The sequence below is a fragment of the Fuerstiella marisgermanici genome (genome assembly GCF_001983935.1).
GTDB lineage: Bacteria > Planctomycetota > Planctomycetia > Planctomycetales > Planctomycetaceae > Fuerstiella > Fuerstiella marisgermanici.
This window is the reverse complement of record NZ_CP017641.1, coordinates 5,889,215-5,906,509: the sequence shown is the minus strand read 5'-3', so window position 1 is coordinate 5,906,509 and position 17,295 is coordinate 5,889,215. Positions and strand designations below refer to the sequence as shown.

The window sequence follows — 17,295 nt, the reverse complement described above, 5'->3', positions numbered from 1 at the left end:
TATGACCACACCTCTTTCCAATAACGGACAGCAAATGCTGCGGCGCGACTTGTTCGGCCAGACCGTGTCGGGGCTCGCCGGTGTTGCGCTGGCCAGTCTGCTGAAGCAACAGAACGTGCTGGGCGATTCTGTGAACTTCGACGCGTCGATGCCTCACGCGCGACGAATGGGCCATCACGAGGCGAAAGCGAAAAACGTGCTGGTGATTTTCTGTGCCGGAGCGTGCAGCCAGCTTGAAACGTATGACTACAAGCCAGAGCTGATCAAACGTGACGGGCAACCGATGAAGGGCGGGCCTGCTGTCACGTTTCAGGGGCCGTCCGGAAATCTGGCTCGGCCGCAGTACCGGTTCCGTCCACGCGGCGAATGCGGCAAGATGGTGTCAGACATGCTGCCTCATCTGGGCGGGATCGTCGACGACATTTCCTTTGTGCATACCCTCACAAACAAGTCGAACACGCATGGCCCGGCGGAAAACTTTCTCTCCACCGGTTTCGTGCTCGATGGCTTCCCCAGCATCGGAGCGTGGGTGACGTACGCGCTGGGGACCGAGAATCAGGATCTGCCAGCCTTTGTCGCAATCCCGGATCCACGTGGTGTGCCTCAGGCCAGCGTCAACAACTGGGCGCCCGGATTTTTGCCCGCCGTCTTTCAGGGAACGCCGTTTAACAGCAGTCAGCCCATTCGTAATCTCGCGCCGCCTGCGTCGATCGGGAAAGACAAGGACAACGCCGCTCGATCACTGCTTGCAATGTTGAACGAACAGCATCTGGCTCGCAACCCGGACGATACCGATCTGGCTGCGCGGATCGCCAGCTACGAACTGGCGGCTCGAATGCAGTTGTCGGTGCCTGGCATCGCTGATCTTTCGACCGAGTCCGCTCACACACTAAAAATGTACGGAGCAGATTCGCCCAACGAAACCAAAGCGGCCTTCGCGAAGAATGCCATTCTGGCTCGGCGACTGATCGAAAACGGCGTCCGCTTTGTGCAGTTGTTTAACGGTGCGTACGCGAGTGCCGGGCGACTGAACTGGGACGGGCATTCCGACCTGCGAAACCAATACGATATTCACGGTGAGATTCTCGACCAGCCAGCAGCCGCTTTGTTCAACGACATGAAGCAGCGCGGCCTGCTGGAAGACACGTTGGTGGTTTGGTGCACGGAATTTGGCCGCATGCCCATGTTTCAAAAGGGGGCGAAAGGTCGCGACCATAATCCTCAGGGCTTCACCGCGTGGCTTGGCGGAGCGGGTATCAAGCCGGGCGTTAGTTACGGCGTAACCGATGAGCTGGGCTTCAAGGCCGTGCAGGATGTTTCATCGATTCACGATTTGAACGCAACCATTCTGCATCTGCTGGGTCTGGACCACACGCGGCTCACGTACCAACACAACGGGATTGACCGCCGCCTGACCGACGTACACGGGCACGTTTTGCGAGAACTGCTGTGATCAGCTACGTGCCCGCCGGTGTGGCGAAGAATTCTGCGACCGCACAGCGGAACTCCGGGAGTTCGGTGCCGCCAGCGATGTGTTCGTCGGCCTGCACCAGTTGAGGTTCCTTGCCAGCGCGGCAGATGCTGATGTCTCGCGCTTCCGGATCGACCACCCAGACAGCTGCTACTCCTTGAGCCAACAACTGAGTCACTCGTAGCATGATGTCGTTGATGCGGTCGGTCGGCGATACAACTTCCACAGCGAGCACCGGCGGCCTCTGCGCGTATTTCCGCTGCATGTTGTCCGCTGTTTCGTCGTCGATGTAATATGTGACATCAGGGCCGCGCACGGAATCGGGATCTCGGCCTACGATGACACCGGCGTCATTCGTGCACACATAGCCGACGCTTTGGGCGGCTGCGAAGTTGCCGAGGATGCGCGCAACATTTCCGCAAACGAAACCGTGGTACTTTCCAGCGGGCGGCATTTCGACAACCTCTCCATGGACCAGTTCAAACCGTCGCCCTCGATTGGCAGGCAATTGGACCCACTGGAAGAATTCTTCCGCGGTCATCGTTTGTTCGGTTATGGTTGACATCGGCCAATCCTGTTCACGTTCGCAGATACGGAGTTTTCATTGTATACGCGTAGACCGCTGCTTGCCATAACGGTATTCGGGGAAGCTCCCAGCGAAATCAGGGAGGGCTACGAGAACGCTGGCTGCTGTTGCGTCATACAGTGGAACGCACCCAGGCCCCAGACGAGGTCGATTGCCGAGACGCCAACGATTTCGTGTTGCGGAAACGCTGCTTGAAGCACCTGCATCGCTTCGTCGTCTGCTGAATCGTCGAAGGTCGGCACGATGATGGCCCCGTTGGCGATATAGAAATTGCAGTAGCACGCGGGCAGACGATGTTCCTGCTGAAATTTTGGCGACGGCATCTTTAAGTCGACGATTCTGCAGCCAATATCGGCCAACTCAAGAGCGTTCCGGTTCGCTCGAAGGTCGGCGGCTTCTGGTGCATCGTCGTCGAATGGTGCCGCCAGCAGCACGGTGTTTTCGTCGGCGAAGCGAGCCACCTGATCAATGTGGCCGTCGGTATCGTCGCCGATGATGCCGTGGCCGGGCAGCCAGATGATCGAATCGACCTGCATGTGTTTTCGCAGCAAGGCTTCCATTGCATCGCGGTTGACGCTCGGATTGCGGTTCGGATTCAGCAGGCAGCTTTCTGTGGTCATCAGCTTGCCCGCGCCGTTGCCTTCGATAGCGCCGCCTTCGAGGACCACGCCTGGACGGACAGTGGGGACGTCCAATCGGTGGGCAACTTTACGAGCGACTTTCGCATCCAGATCCCACGGCGGATACTTGCCGCCCCAGGCGTTGTAGTCCCAGTCGACAATCACCTGCGACGGCCCGTCGGTTACGTCGGCTCGACGATTCAGAAAGATCGGGCCGTGGTCTCGGCACCATGAATCGTTGACGGGGATGTCGACGAAACGAACATCGAAGGTTGCTGCCGCTGCGTCGCAGGCAGCATCCACCAGTTCGCGGGCGTTCTCTGCAACGCCGTCGCCGCCCGCCAGAATGTTGACCAGTTCAAATCGAGCGATCTCCGCTACAAACTGCGCGAACGCGGGCGGGATTTTTTCGAAGATGCCGGGCCATGTCTGTTCGCTGACAGGCCATGCTACCCACGTAGATTCGTGTGGTTCCCATTCGGCAGGCCAACGGTAGTTGATGAGGTTGATGTGAGTCATCTGGTGTGGGCCGCTAATCTTCACACCAACGTTTCTGCAGGTCGCCAAACGCGTCGATGCGGCGGTCGCGGAAGAACGGCCAATGTGTGCGAGCGGTATCGATGAGTCCGAGGTCGCATTCCAAAACCAGATTCTGCTCGACATCATGAGACGCCTGCTGCAGAACTTTGCCATATGGATCGGCCAGGAATGAACCGCCCCAAAACTGGATTTCGCCTTCGACTCCAACTCGATTTGGAGCACCCACGAACAGTCCGTTGGCGATCGCATGGCTGCGAATCATAGTTTGCCACGCGGAATACTGACTCTCGCCAAATTCTTCCTTCTCGCCGGGGATCCAGCCGATTGCGGTCGGATAAAACAAGAGCTCCGCGCCTTTCATGGCCGTCAGCCGCGCTGCTTCCGGGTACCACTGATCCCAGCAAATGCACACGCCAACTTTCGCGTACTTTGTCGGAAAGGCGTGAAAGCCCAGATCACCCGGCGTGAAGTAGAATTTTTCGTAGTACAGCGGGTCATCGGGAATGTGCATCTTGCGATACAGCCCGGCCACCGAACCGTCGGCGTCCACAACCACGGCTGAGTTGTGGTACAGCCCATGCGTTCTTTTTTCGAACAACGGGACGACGACGACAACCTGAAGCTCCTTGGAAATTTTGCAAATGGCGTCCGTGGTCGGGCCGGGGATCGTTTCCGCCAGTGCAAAGTTGGCGTGATCTTCTGATTGACACGGATACTGCGTATTGAAGACTTCCTGCAGGCAAATGACCTGAGCCCCTTCGGCAGCGACTTCACGAATCTGTTGGATGGTGCGGTCAAGGTTTGTGTTTGCGTCGTCGCTACAGGTCATCTGAATGAGCGACACGTTGACAGGATTTGGCGAAGGCATGGTGATTCGCTTGCAGGTGAATGGTGAATTGGTGCGTGAGATTACTGCCACTGAGGTTTCGCGTCAACGAGGCTGCAGACGTCGTGGCGAATCACCAGACCTGCGCCTGCCGTTCGCCATTCTTTGTGCGACAAACGCGGGCGATACGGTCCTGTCGTGATTTTGTGCGTTTCGGTTTGTAACACTTTTCGGACTTCGTCGCTTAGGTGAGTAGAAACGAATGGAAACGGCCAGCAACCGGCTTTTGGCTGTTTCTGATTTACTCAACCCTGCCGGATCTGGAGAAGTAGAAATGTTGAAGAACCTGATGTTGGCACTCGTGCCTGTGACCATGCTGGCTTCGTCTGTAAAAGCTGATGAAGAACTGACCATTGATGTCGCGTCGATTACAGATTCGGACGTGGAAATCGTCGATGTGGATCTGGACATCGATGTGGATCAACTGAGTGCCGAGGCGGGCGAAGAAAGCGGCAGCGATGCGATTGAAGCCTGCTTCCGTCGGTTTGGATACCGCGGCGGCTACCGAAGCTGGGGCTGCGGTTATGGACACAGCTATTACAACCGCTGCTATAGCTACTGCCGTCCGCTCTACAGCTACCGCACGATCTGCTACGCCCCGCCGGTTTACCGCTGCGTCGCTACGCCGATCTACCACTACTACTGGGGCTGTCACTAAAAAAGATGCGGACAAGCGGCCCTGTTTTCGAAGCCCGGCTTCTTAGAGAAGCCGGGCTCTTTTTGTGTGGAAATTTCAGCTCGCTCATTTTGCTGACCTTCACATCAGCAATAAGAAAGGATCATAATCATGATTGCTCAACAGCCAGCCCTCAGACTTGTCGCTCTGGGCTTAGCAATAGTTTCAACTCTTGGGACGGCGATCGCTCAGCAACAGGTGTTGCAGCCGGTGAACGCCGATCATCTTCGAACCAGTCAGGTGCTGGGCATTCCGTCGTCGCATTGCGGCCATGTGATCAACCTGCTGTTGCATAACCGCGTTCGTCAGCAGGCAGGACACCTGAGCGGCACGCCGCAGATTCAGATGGCTCATCTGTCCGTACCACTGACGCCGGGTGACCTCGAACTGTTGTGCGTGCATTTGGTGTGCGATGGCGACGAAACGAAGGGGCCCGTGTTTCAGGTCAGCCTTCGAAACAACAGCCAGATCCCGATTGGTGATTTTCGGGTTTCGCTGGTCGGCGTGCGTGGGCAGATTCACGTGCATTCGCCGACAGCCACGGTGCATGTGCCGCGTCTGGAAGCCGGGCAGGAATCGCAGCTCCGGATTCAGTTGCCGGTCACGTGTATGGCGATGGGACTGGTCAATCAACAAGCACCGTTTGATACTCTAATCGTCGCCGTCGACAGCTTTGACGAACTGCTGGAATGCGACGAATTAAACAACGTCCAGATTCTGAAACGCTGCAACATCGGTTTGTTGGTGGCTGAAGCTGAAGAGGTGCCGGTTGCAGATTCTGTTCCCGTGCCGAGTACTCCGGCACCAAGCGCGCCGTCTGCGACGGTGCCGGCGGTTCCTGAAAAGGTTGCGCCATCGCCGCTGGATGAGATTGATGTCGACAAGCTGGGGCTTGAGACCGCTCAGGGAGCCGCTGTTCGGAAGCGTTAAAGTGTCCGGCGATGAAACTCATGACCGCTGATGCTCGTCTTCTCGGATTCGTATCGATAAGCACGTAGCCAGCGGTCTTTTTCGCGCGTAGCAGCGAAATCACCGGCGATTCCATATACTGACGAGCCAAGAATCCGTTCCGCTGTCTACTTCAGAACCACCTACCATGCCTAACCGAATTGCCTTCCTGCTGGTTCCCTTCCTTTGCTTCAGTTCTGCCTTCGCCGATGGCGAGCGGGATAACAACCCGGAAGTTGTCCGGCGAATTCCCAAAGCCGGCGTGCCGGTTCCGGAAGAACGAGCGAACTCGCTGCGAGCCGGCCTGAGCGAGCTGCAGGGAAAGATCGCTCAGGTGCAGAAGGTGGGCGACGCAAACGCCAAGGCGTTGCTGCCGGATGTGATGATTTTCGAACGGGCGGTGCGAGTCGCTCTGGATTATGACGAATTCTTTTCCCCGAAGGACATCGACAAAGCGGATGCGTTGCTGGTCGAAGGAAGTGCTCGTGCCGATCAGCTATTGGCGGGAGAACCGGAATGGCCGAATCAAAGCGGGCTGATCGTGCGAGGTTACGTCAGTCGCATTGACCACACGGTCCAACCGTATGGTTTGGTCGTGCCGAAAACGTATGCATTCAATCACAGCGTGCCAACTCGCTGCGACCTGTGGTTTCATGGTCGAGGCGAAACGTTAAGTGAAGTTAACTTCATTTGGGACCGTATGAAGAATCCCGGCCGGTACACGCCGGAGCACACGATTATGCTGCACCCATACGGACGCTATTCGAATGCCTTCAAATTCGCCGGTGAAGTCGACGTGCTGGAGGCATTGGAAGATGCGCAAAAACGGTATCGGATTGATGAGGACCGCATCAGCGTGCGAGGTTTTTCGATGGGCGGAGCAGCCTGCTGGCAGTTTGCGGTTCACTATCCGGACCGTTGGTTCGCGGCCAATCCGGGTGCTGGTTTTTCTGAAACGCCGCAGTTTCTGGACTTCTTCCAAAAGGAAACTCTGAACCCAACACCGTGGGAAAAGCAGCTCTGGAACCTGTACGACTGCGACAAGTACGCCGCCAATCTTGCTCACTGCCCGACGATTGCGTACAGCGGTGAGAACGATATTCAGAAGCAGGCAGCGGACGTGATGGAAGCGGCGTTGAAGGAACATGGCATTCGTCTGCGGCATATTATTGGTGCAGGAATGGGGCACAAGATTGATGACGTTTCGAAACGGACAATCGAAAAAGTAATGACAACACTTGCCGACCGCGAGCACACGTCATTCCCACGAAATCTGCGTTTTCAGACACACACGCTGAAGTACAACCGGATGTACTGGTTGACGGTTGACGCACTTGATGACCACTGGAAGCCGGCCAGCATCCACCTTCAGCCACGCTTCGACGAATCTGATTCTTCCAAGTTCGACATGCGTTGCTCAGTCGACAACATTTCAGCGTTCACTGTCGATTTTCCCGCAGGTACGTTTTCGGACGACCCAGAGGAGGATCCTGACTTTCCTTTGCCCGTTGCTCTTTGGCTGGAAGTTGGCAATGGAAAACCCAATGAACGTATTTTAGGAGAGGGTCCGTTCTCAGACGGTTCGGCCCGCTTGCAAGTGCATCGAAGCGACGATGGAAAGTGGTGCGCCGGACCTCCGGACGATTCCCTTCGCAAACGCCACAACCTTCAAGGCCCGATCGACGACGCCTTCATGGACTCATTTGTCTTTGTCCGTCCCACCGGCAAAGCGGCCAACGAGGCCGCAGGCAAGTGGGCAGAGGCGGAACTGGAACGAGCCATCGAACATTGGCGGCGTCACTTTCGTGGTGACGCTCGCGTGGTTGACGACACTGACGTTACCGATGAGCTTATCGAATCCGCGAATCTAGTGCTGTGGGGTGATCCGTCGTCCAACAGCGTGATGGCGAAAGTTGCCGACAAGCTGCCCGTAAAATGGACGGACAAGCAGATCGTTGTCGGGCAGAAAACGTACGACGCGGGTCATCACGCGCCGATCCTGATCTATCCCAATCCACTCAATCAGAATCGCTACGTCGTCTTCAACAGCAGCTTCACATTTCGCGACTATGCGTACCTGAACAACGCTCGCCAGGTTCCCATGCTGCCCGACTGGGCCGTCGTTGATCTGCGCACGCCGCCGGGGAACGTCTGGCCCGGGAAAGTTGTGGCTGCTGACTTTTTTGATGAGCAGTGGCAGTTGAAGAAGTAGAGCCCGGTGAGGCGCGGGGCCCTCCCCCGAACTTGCTTCGCTCGTTCGACCCCTCCCGCAATAAATTGCGGGAGGGGTGGTGAATGCGCGCCGCTGAAGCGTTGCCGAGACCACGGCGACTGCGGCCAACACCGTCAGAATTCGGCGTGGCCGGGTGTGCGAGGGAACGGGATCACGTCGCGGATGTTGGTCATGCCGGTGATGAGTTGGACGGCTCGTTCGAGGCCCAAACCGAAGCCGCTGTGGGGGACGGTGCCGTAGCGACGTAAATCCGTATACCACCAGTAGTCGTCCGGGTTCATCCCGCATTCTTCAATGCGAGCCAACAGCACATCCAGGCGTTCTTCACGCTGGCTGCCGCCAATGATTTCGCCGACGCGCGGCACTAACACGTCCATCGCTCGAACGGTTTTATCGTCGTCGTTGCAACGCATGTAGAATGGCTTAATGGTGCGAGGATAGTCGAACAGGATGACCGGCTGCTTGAAGTGTTCTTCGGTTAAGAATCGTTCATGCTCACTTTGTAGATCGATTCCCCATTCGACCGGGTACTCGAATTTCTTTCCGCAGCTTTTCAGCAAGTCGACGGCTTCGGTGTATGACAGGCGGACGAATTCGTTTGTGCGGATGTTCTCCAGAGTTTCCAGGACAGTCTTGTCGATGCGCTGGTTGAAGAATTCCATGTCCTCGGGGCATTGCGCCAGCACGTCGTTGATGATCGTCTTGATGAAGGCTTCCGCCAGGTCCATGTTGTCCGGCAATTCGTAGAACGGCATTTCCGGTTCGACCATCCAGAATTCCGCCAGGTGCCGAGTTGTGTTGCTGTTTTCGGCTCGAAAGGTTGGCCCAAATGTGTAGCAGTCGCCGACGGAAGTCGCGTAAGTTTCTGCTTCCAGTTGTCCGCTGACCGTAAGCGACGCGGGTTTGCCGAAGAAGTCCTGCTTCCAGTCGATTTCCGTTTGCCGCTGTGCGAGCTTCGCCATATCCAGCGTTGTCACCTGAAACATCTCGCCCGCGCCTTCGCAGTCGCTGGTGGTGATGATGGGCGTGTTCAGGTACAGAAAGCCGCGCGTCTGGAAGAAGTTGTGGATCGACCGACTGATGCAGTTTCGTACTCGCGCGACGGCTCCGAAGCTGTTGCTGCGAGGGCGAAGGTGAGCGATCTCACGGAGAAACTCGAAGCTGTGGCCCTTTTTCTGCAGCGGAAATGTGGCCGGATCTGCCGTGCCGAGTACGTTCAGTGACGTGGCGTGCAGTTCGATCCGTTGGCCCTTGCCTGGCGATTCCTTCACGGTGCCTTCGACAGCAATGCTGGCTCCGGTGGTCACGTTTTTGATGGAATCTGAATAGCCCGGCACGTCGGCGTCGACAACGATCTGCAGATTTTTCATGCAGCTTCCGTCGTTGAGTTCGATAAAGCTGAAGCCGTTTTTGGAATCCCGGCGAGTGCGAACCCAGCCCTTGGCGGTGACGGTTTCGTCAGGCCTTGCGTCTGAGAGCAGAGTGGCGACACGAGTGAGTGGCATGGTGTATTTCGGATTGTTGGACTTCGGATGGAACGAAACTTGTTCACGTTGAGTCAAGTTTTCTAAGTGAGAACGGCGAGTTTCTGAGCGGCCGCTCGATCGTCTGAGGCACTGGCCTCGTGAGAATTTGGAATGATGTCGAAAGATCGGTCGAAGGTGACGATCGGAAATGTTAGCTTTCCAGCGTTAGAACTTCACTCGGAACCGCTTAGTTACAAACAGAAAGCTTACGCATCATGGCAACCGCAGCCGCTCGCCACATTCTCGTTCCCGAAGAATCCACCTGTCAGGATCTGAAGCAGCAGATCGAACAAGGGGCCGACTTCGCTGATGTTGCCAAAGAACACAGCCAGTGTCCTTCTGGAGCCAAAGGCGGCGATTTGGGTACGTTTGGTGAGGGACAGATGGTGCCGGAATTCGATCAGGTTGTCTTCAACGAAGCGTTGAACACCGTGCATGGTCCAGTGAAAACACAGTTCGGCTACCACCTGTTGGAAATCACGGCTCGCACTGAGTAACCGTGTGAAAGGCCGAATGCCACAGGGGGGAAATCTGTTGTGGCCAGACCGGTCAGGATGAACTCGGTGGCGAACGGGCGTGCGTCCGATTCGCTACTCTGCCGGGCCTCGCAACGCCTTTGGTCGCGATAGGATTTCGTTAACCAATATCGCGTTGCGGATGCCCGTCGGACTACGCAGCAGGTCGGCAATAGTGTTGGCGGCCGCTGTGTTCTGGTGCCGAGTGACCGTTAATGCGGGCATTTCGGCGTCGCGGCGGCCAAGGTGTGCGTTGACGCTGTCGGCGATTGCCACATCGACATATTCGCCGGTATCACGATCCCGGTGCGTGTTGATATGTTTGCCCATGTACTGGTCGACATGCTCTGCGACGCCGGTACGTTTCTTCTTTTTCGGCTGATTGCCCTGCGAACGAGCGTTCGCCACTCGACGCTCGGCGGCCTGCTGTTCGCGTTTCTTTTTAAGCTGCCGCCGCTTGCGTGCTTCTGCCTGATCGCGTTGCCGCCGTTTTCGATCTTCTTCTTCCTGCGGATCGACTGCCTGGGCGACAGCGCCGCCACCGGTGACCTGAGCCAGAAACGCTTCGATTTCACTTTGAGCTTTCTGCCGACGTTCAGGCGCCGGCTTCATCAGCTGCTGTTGCTTTTGAGCCTTCTCTTTGGCCGCCTTCATGATCGATTGGATCACGCTGAAGACGACGACGATCAGGAAGAAGATGGCTTGAATTTCCATGACAGATCCGACTCAAATTTTTGCGACAGGAACAAAGCTGGGTCCGCTATTAGTCTTTGCTGATGGAACCGCTGCCGGCAATCGCCTGCCTCATATTTGTATCGGCCTGCACGTTCTTCAGCTCGTAGAAATCCAACAGTCCCAGTTTTCCGCTGCCAAACGCTTCTGCCACAGCTTTGGGAACCTGAGCTTCCGCCAGCACGACTTTGGCTCGGTTTTCCTGAATGCGAGCGATCATTTCCTGCTCTCGCGCGGTCTGGTCCGCTCGCAGTTGTTCGGCCTTCGCCTGAGCGACCTGCATGTCGGCTTCGGCCTGGTCGGCCTGCAGGCGAGCTCCGATGTTTTCGCCCACGTCGATATCCGCGATGTCGATCGATACGATTTCGTACGCCGTATTTCCTTCCAGGCCCTGCCCCAGCACGATGCGGCTGATGCTGTCGGGATTCTCGAGCACTCGCTTGTACGAATCGGTTGAGCCGATTGCCTGTACGATGCCCTGCCCCACGCGAGCGATGACGGTTTCTTCGGTTGCTCCGCCGATCAACTGACTGATGTTGGTTCGCACGGTCACTCGGGCTCGAGCACAAAGTTGAATGCCATCGCCGGCGACGGCATCCAGAGTTCCCGACGTTCGCTTCGGATCCGGGCAGTCAATCACTTTGGGATACACGCTCGTGCGGACGGCGTCGAGGATGTCTCGTCCGGCAAGGTCGATTGCCTGAGCCGTTTCCCAGTCGAGATCGATCTGAGCTCGTTGCGCTGCAATGAGGGCTCGAATCACGTTGGGCACGTTGCCGCCAGCAAGGTAGTGGGCTTCCAGCTTGGCTCGTGTGATCGGGTAGTTTTTCGTCAGCCCCGCCTGCACAGCCATAATCATGCTGCGAACAATGACGGTGGGGTTCACCTTTCGAAATCGCATTGTGACCAGATCCCACAGCGTAACGTTTGCTCGGGTCATCACGCACTGCAGCCACAGGCTGGCAAACTGAGCGAAGATCGCGAGCGCGATGATCGCCACCAGCAGGATCACCACGATCACGACCCATTGGCCGCCGGAAATCTGCATGAAGGTCAACATCTGAGTGAGCATGTTTGGTTCCTGTTATTTCTCTTGTCAATCTTCGGGAATGTCGAAGTCAAGACTCGCCGAAGTATCCTCGTCATCGTCTGTCACTGCATCTGTCAGGTCGACCGCCGCAATCGTATCGGCCAGCGGATCGGCTTTCGAATCAGAACCTTTGGCCGAGGCTGGTGCCTTGACCGCCTGATTCGGGTCATGCACCTTCACCACCAGGCGATTTCCCTTCACACCGACCACTTTAATGGGCGTGCCGGATTCGACCATCATTCCTGGCGATTCGGCATGATACCTTTCGTGGTCCACTGTCACCATCCCGCCGGGCGTCAGCAGTGATTGAGCTTCGCCGACGCGACCAATGAGTGCTTCCAGGCGATTCTGTTCCTGGACGGAAGTCGATTTGGATGCAGCCCTTGGTCCACGCAGTACGAGGCGGTCGCCCAGACTTGTGTTCTGCAACAGAAACAGCGCCCCGCCCAGCACGGACGGAATTCCCAGCAGCCAGAAGGCAGCGTACGTCCAGAAGAAGCCGGGACTTGTGCCCCACCACGCTTGCCACGCGCTCCACGCAGAAACCAGCAAAGCGATGGCCGACAAGATGCCGATCATTCCGAAGCTGGGGACCATCAGTTCCAGCGCGAGCAGGAATAGGCCCACGATTAGTAGTATGGTTGCCAGTACGCCAGCATCAGGCATTTTTCTCACCGTGTCCGCCGGGGTTCAATAAAACGCTAACTCTCATGTCACTCGCATTGTTCGTGGATTGCCGTCTTCTGTCCACAGAACGCCAAATTTCTTCGCGGCCCGGCCGTCATAATCGCCGCTCCTCGCTTATCATCTGCTCGCCGCCGCAACGATCCGGGCGTTCGCGATCAGACATCCCGTTATAGCGGCTTCGCTGAACTCGTGCCGAATCGCGTGAAATTCAGATCGTCCGTCCGGCCTCGTGCCCGTCCGCTCGAATTGCCAAAATGCCTCCCACTTCAAAAACAGTCCTGACACGCGACGTCTCCGCTGCCGCAGATATGCTGCGAAACGGCGGATTGGTCGCCTTTCCCACGGAAACGGTGTACGGGCTGGGCGCGGATGCAAGAAATCCGGTTTCTGTCGCTCGAATTTTCGAATCCAAGCAGCGGCCGACGTTTGACCCGCTGATCGTTCATGCGGCCAACGTGGAGTCTGTCCGCGAATTGGTGCTGGATTTTCCACAAGTTGCTCAGCAGCTGGCCGACGCCTTCTGGCCGGGACCGCTCACGCTGGTGTTGCCGAAACGCGACGAAATATCGGATCTCGTGACGGCCGGATTGCCGGGCGTGGGAATTCGCGTCCCGAATCACCCGCTCGCTCTCGAACTGCTTTCGGCGGCCGGTTGCCCCGTAGCGGCGCCCAGTGCGAATCCGTTTGGCGGTATCAGTCCGACGACGGCTCTGCACGTGCGGGATGGGCTCGATGGTCGCGTCGACTTAGTGTTGGACGGCGGCCCCTGCGGTGTCGGCGTGGAGTCGACCGTATTGTCGCTGATGACGAAAGTACCAACGGTTTTGCGACCCGGCGGACTTCCGATCGAGGACCTTGAAGCCGTCATTGGGCCGGTTGCGCGAGCTGTCAGCGACCCGTCGCGGGATGATTCTGCACAGCCATCGCCCGGCATGCTCAGCCGTCACTATGCCCCGGCTACTCTGCTGACAGTGATTGCTTCGGGGCAGACAGCGGTTCCAGTCGTCGGAAAACGCAGTGGTTTGCTCACTTATGGGGCCAGTGAGGTGGCGAGTGGTTTCGACGCGGTAGAGCGGTTGTCCGAGACGGCGGACCTGCAAACTTGCGCCGCAAATTTCTTCGCGGGGCTCAGAAGTCTCGACTCACAGAATCTGGACGTTATCATCGCTCACAGCTTTCCGCCGACCGGGCTTGGCGTCGCCCTGAACGATCGGCTGAAGCGAGCCAGTGGCTAGCCGCTTGTCCGGTCCCGTGTTTTGTGAACGGAATTTCGGTCGTTGCAGACGTTCTGTTCGCAAACGGAGCTTCGCGGCTCATGCGCTGCAGGGCTGAACTGCCTCTGGTTAAATTTCAAACGCGATCCCAATTCAACATAGAACGTCATGTCACAAGAAACCGCATCCAATCCGTACGCGGCCTCAAATCCTGATTCGTCGGCGAGCAAAGTGTCCTCGCGATTTTCGGCGAAGCAGATTGCCGTGGTGTTTGCTGCCTGCCTGCTGACCGTGTGTCTAAGGTTGGCCGATACGCCGATGGCGAATCTCGGCACAATGGTGGCACTGGCTCTGTTTTGTGGATCTGTCTTCAAGCACCCGCTGGCCGTGTTGCTGCCTTTGGCCATTCGCGTGGCCACGGACTGCTTGATTCACTGGAAGACAGGCTACGGATTTTTTGCGAGCTGGCCGTTCGACTACGCAGTTTATGGATTGATTTTCTTCCTCGGCACAGTCATCCCTCCAAAAAAATACGCGGCCGTTTGCTTTGGTGGTCTGGCCTCAGTGGTGACTTACTTTCTCGTGAGTAACTTCGGTGTGTGGTACGTCTGGCCGGACAGCTATCCGCGAACAGCGGCTGGTTTAGTGAATTGTTTTACCTTAGCACTGCCGTTCGCACGCGGAACGATTGTCGGAAATCTGATCGCTGTCCCGGTGTTCTTCGCAGCGTGGAATGCGGCCACCGCGGCGGTCTCTCAGCCAGCCATGAATCTGGCTCCGGCTGACGACTAGACGTTGTGCCAATCGGGAATTCGCCTGAGGACAAGACTTCATCAGGTGAAATTCCGGGTCAACGTGACTGGGGCTTTCGGCCGCAGTCTTTCCTTGGCGCTGCAGCTCGGAAGCCGCAGCCACTTTCATCTCGGGACGGTTTCCAATTCGGAGATTGCCATGACGCGAGTTTTACCGCGCCTGTTCTGTTTCGTCGTGTTGTTATACGTCGCAGCCGTAACCCATGCGGCCGACGTGAAGACCATCGCAGGCAATCATACCGATGGGTTTTCCGGCGATGGCGGCCCAGCCGTAGATGCCGCCGTGTCACAGCCTTTCGGGGTGGTGATCGGACCGGACAAGGCTTTGTACGTCTGTCAGGTCGGTTCGCATGTCGTCCGACGAATTGACATGCAAACTCACACCATTACGACCGTCGCAGGGACTGGCGAACCGGGCTATTCCGGCAATGGTGGACCAGCAACGGCGGCCAAACTGAACGAACCGTATGAAGTTCGCTTCGACAAAAGCGGTAACATGTTCTTCGTTGAGATGATTAACAACATCGTCCGGCGAGTCGACGCAAAAACCGGCGTGATTTCTCTTGTGGCGGGAACCGGCGAAAAAGGTTTCTCCGGCGACGGCGGCCCGGCCGTCAAAGCGACGTTCCACCGACCGCATTCGATCGCACTCGACAATTCCGGCAACCTCTATATTTGCGACATCGGAAATCACCGCGTTCGCAAGGTTGAACTTGCTTCCGGCATCGTCACAACTTTTAGCGGCACCGGCGAACGCAAGCCAACGCCGGACGGTGCGAAAACTTCCGGCACGCCGTTAGATGGCCCACGAGCACTCGACTTCGACGGCAAGCACAGCCTGATTCTGGCGCTGCGTGAAGGCAACGCTGTCTACCGCATGGACCTGCAGCACGGCACGCTGCATCATCTGGCCGGCACCGGAAAAAATGGATACACGGGCGACGGCGGCCCCGCAAAAATGGCAAAGCTTTCGGGACCGAAGGGCGTCGCGTTGGGGCCGAACGGTGATATCTATCTGGCTGATACCGAAAGCCATACCGTCCGAGTCATCCGAGCGGACAGCGGCAACATTGAAACAATCGTGGGCGACGGAAAAAAGGGTGACGGGCCCGATGGCGACCCACTCAAATGCCGCATGGACCGGCCTCATGGCGTCTTCGTCGACGACGCTGGTAAAGTGTACATCGGCGACAGCAGCAACCACCGCGTGCGAGTTTTCACGCCGTGACGACAGGCATGGTCTATCTGGTCGGAGCCGGGCCTGGCGATCCCGGCCTGCTCACATTGCGTGGGGCCGAAGTCCTGGCAAAGGCCGACCTTGTACTCTACGACGGCCTCGCCAATTCGCTGCTATTGCGGCTCACCAGCGGAGTTTGCGAACGTACGGCTCGCACAAAAGTCGGGTCCGATAAGACTGTCCCGCAGGCCGACATAAACGATCGTCTAATCGCAGAAGCGACGGCTGGGAAGACCGTTGTTCGGCTAAAAGGCGGCGATCCGTATATCTTTGGTCGAGGCAGCGAGGAGGCGGCGGCTTTGGAAGCGGCTGGGATCCCGTTCGAAGTTGTTCCTGGCATTACGGCGGCGACGGCGGCTGGCGAGTACGCTGGCTTTTCGTTTACCCATCGCGACATCGCGTCAGCCGTGGCGTTCGTGACGGGACACGAAGATCCCTCGCGCGACGCGAGCCGCCTGGATTATGCGGCGCTGGCCGCGTTTCCGGGTACGCTCGTTTTTTACATGGGACTCGGCCGCATTCGCAACATCTGCGAGCAGCTTATTCTTGAAGGCAAGCCGCCCGACACCGAGGCCGCTGTCATTTGCAAAGCGTCTCTGCCAAATCAAAAGGTGGTGACGTCGACACTCAGTGATCTGCCTGAGGCCGTTGAAGCGGCGGGCCTGAATCCACCGTCGCTGATCGTGGTTGGTGAATGTGTCAGCCTTCGGCAAGGCGCGTCGTGGTTTGAGGAACGGCCGTTGTTCGGTCAGCGGATCGGAATCACACGACCACAACATCAGTGCGACATTATCGCAAACAAGATCACCGCCCTCAGCGGCCAGCCGGTCATCATGCCTCTGATCGAAATCAATCCCGTCGACGATGCGGGTCTGGCGGTGGTCGACAAAACGTTGCAGCAGCTCGACCAGTATCAGTGGCTGATTCTCACCAGCGTCAACGGCGTTGCAGCATTCATGCAGCGTTTGTGGGGCACCGGCGGTGACGTCAGACGACTTGGGCACCTAAAGATCGCCGCCATTGGATCTTCGACGGCAAAGGCCCTGGAACAGCATTCGCTGCGAGCCGACGTCGTCCCCGATTCTTTTCGCGCCGAGGCGCTGGCAGCTGAGTTGGCTCCGCTGGTTGAAGGGCAGAATGTGTTGTGGGCGCGAGCCAATCGGGGCCGCGATGTGCTGCCAAACACTCTGCGTGAAGCCGGAGCGAACGTCACCGAGTGCGTCGTGTATCGCAACGACGACGCTACCGAATTTTCGGCCAACGTTGCGGAGCTCGACTGGGTCGGCCTAAGTAGCCCATCGATTGCGCGTCAGTTCGCCGCGATGGTGAAGACGCATGGGCTGGAACCGTTTCACTTGAATGCGAAACTCGCCACTATCAGTCCTGTCACAACAGCAGCGGCTAAGGAAGCTGGCCTGATTGTAGACACAGAAGCAACAACTTATACGTGGGATGGCATTGTAGAAGCCATCGTTGATTACGTTGGCGAACCGAGGCTATAAAGCGGCAGGTTCGTTTCCAC

16 protein-coding genes are annotated in these 17,295 nt (G+C 57.3%); 9 read left to right on the top strand and 7 right to left on the bottom strand.

Annotated features, from left to right (window positions below):
- Position 1 precedes the first annotated feature (1 nt).
- A complete protein-coding gene (locus Fuma_RS22140) occupies positions 2-1,453 on the top strand; it encodes a DUF1501 domain-containing protein (RefSeq protein WP_083732233.1) in 1,452 nt (483 codons plus the stop codon).
- Positions 1,454-1,457: 4 nt separating this feature from the next.
- On the opposite strand, the gene Fuma_RS22135 is transcribed toward Fuma_RS22140, so the two are convergent.
- The 3 genes from Fuma_RS22135 to Fuma_RS22125 form a co-directional block, all read right to left on the bottom strand.
- Complete coding sequence (locus Fuma_RS22135) at positions 1,458-2,036, bottom strand: Uma2 family endonuclease (RefSeq protein ID WP_077026041.1); 579 nt, start codon at positions 2,034-2,036, stop codon at positions 1,458-1,460.
- Between the two features lie 107 nt (positions 2,037-2,143).
- Positions 2,144-3,196 (bottom strand): agmatine deiminase family protein, encoded by a 1,053-nt coding sequence (locus Fuma_RS22130; protein WP_077026040.1) that lies wholly within the window; start codon positions 3,194-3,196, stop codon positions 2,144-2,146.
- Positions 3,197-3,209: 13 nt separating this feature from the next.
- Complete coding sequence (locus Fuma_RS22125; RefSeq protein WP_077026039.1) at positions 3,210-4,085, bottom strand: carbon-nitrogen hydrolase; 876 nt, start codon at positions 4,083-4,085, stop codon at positions 3,210-3,212.
- A 292-nt stretch (positions 4,086-4,377) separates the two neighbouring features.
- Between Fuma_RS22125 and Fuma_RS22120 the strand changes: the two genes are divergently transcribed.
- The 3 genes from Fuma_RS22120 (at position 4,378) to Fuma_RS22110 (ending at position 7,939) form a co-directional block, all read left to right on the top strand.
- Positions 4,378-4,761: a hypothetical protein gene (locus Fuma_RS22120; RefSeq protein ID WP_077028479.1), complete on the top strand. Its 384-nt coding sequence runs from the start codon at positions 4,378-4,380 to the stop codon at positions 4,759-4,761.
- Between the two features lie 129 nt (positions 4,762-4,890).
- Complete coding sequence (locus Fuma_RS22115) at positions 4,891-5,709, top strand: hypothetical protein (RefSeq protein ID WP_077026038.1); 819 nt, start codon at positions 4,891-4,893, stop codon at positions 5,707-5,709.
- 166 nt (positions 5,710-5,875) lie between these two features.
- Positions 5,876-7,939, top strand: a complete 2,064-nt coding sequence (locus Fuma_RS22110) for a prolyl oligopeptidase family serine peptidase (RefSeq protein WP_077026037.1) — start codon at positions 5,876-5,878, stop codon at positions 7,937-7,939.
- 134 nt (positions 7,940-8,073) lie between these two features.
- Here Fuma_RS22110 and asnS read toward each other — a convergent pair whose 3' ends face one another.
- Entirely contained in the window at positions 8,074-9,465 is a 1,392-nt protein-coding gene (gene asnS / locus Fuma_RS22105) for an asparagine--tRNA ligase (protein ID WP_077028478.1), read from the bottom strand.
- Positions 9,466-9,701: 236 nt separating this feature from the next.
- Here asnS and Fuma_RS22100 point away from each other — a divergent pair, with 236 nt between their 5' ends.
- The gene (locus Fuma_RS22100; RefSeq protein WP_077026036.1) at positions 9,702-9,983 is read left to right on the top strand and encodes a peptidylprolyl isomerase; all 282 of its coding nucleotides are present in this window, start codon (positions 9,702-9,704) and stop codon (positions 9,981-9,983) included.
- 93 nt (positions 9,984-10,076) lie between these two features.
- On the opposite strand, the gene Fuma_RS22095 is transcribed toward Fuma_RS22100, so the two are convergent.
- The 3 genes from Fuma_RS22095 to Fuma_RS22085 are packed head-to-tail and all read right to left on the bottom strand — an operon-like array spanning position 10,077 to position 12,489.
- Positions 10,077-10,715, bottom strand: coding sequence for a hypothetical protein (locus tag Fuma_RS22095; protein ID WP_077026035.1), 639 nt, complete (start codon positions 10,713-10,715; stop codon positions 10,077-10,079).
- Positions 10,716-10,764: 49 nt separating this feature from the next.
- Positions 10,765-11,805, bottom strand: coding sequence for a flotillin-like protein FloA (floA, locus tag Fuma_RS22090; RefSeq protein ID WP_077026034.1), 1,041 nt, complete (start codon positions 11,803-11,805; stop codon positions 10,765-10,767).
- Positions 11,806-11,829: 24 nt separating this feature from the next.
- Complete coding sequence (locus tag Fuma_RS22085) at positions 11,830-12,489, bottom strand: NfeD family protein (RefSeq protein WP_077026033.1); 660 nt, start codon at positions 12,487-12,489, stop codon at positions 11,830-11,832.
- Between the two features lie 275 nt (positions 12,490-12,764).
- On the opposite strand from Fuma_RS22085, the gene Fuma_RS22080 reads away from it, so the two are divergent.
- The 4 genes from Fuma_RS22080 (at position 12,765) to cobA (ending at position 17,275) form a co-directional block, all read left to right on the top strand.
- Entirely contained in the window at positions 12,765-13,745 is a 981-nt protein-coding gene (locus Fuma_RS22080) for an L-threonylcarbamoyladenylate synthase (RefSeq protein ID WP_077026032.1), read from the top strand.
- A gap of 147 nt (positions 13,746-13,892) precedes the next feature.
- Entirely contained in the window at positions 13,893-14,516 is a 624-nt protein-coding gene (locus Fuma_RS22070; protein ID WP_145944306.1) for a DUF6580 family putative transport protein, read from the top strand.
- Between the two features lie 159 nt (positions 14,517-14,675).
- On the top strand, positions 14,676-15,764 hold the full coding sequence (locus tag Fuma_RS22065) for an NHL domain-containing protein (RefSeq protein WP_077028477.1): 1,089 nt from the start codon (positions 14,676-14,678) through the stop codon (positions 15,762-15,764).
- Complete coding sequence (cobA, locus tag Fuma_RS22060) at positions 15,761-17,275, top strand: uroporphyrinogen-III C-methyltransferase (RefSeq protein WP_229360708.1); 1,515 nt, start codon at positions 15,761-15,763, stop codon at positions 17,273-17,275. The genes Fuma_RS22065 and cobA overlap by 4 nt, the downstream gene beginning before the upstream one ends.
- The last annotated feature ends 20 nt before the right edge of the window (positions 17,276-17,295 follow it).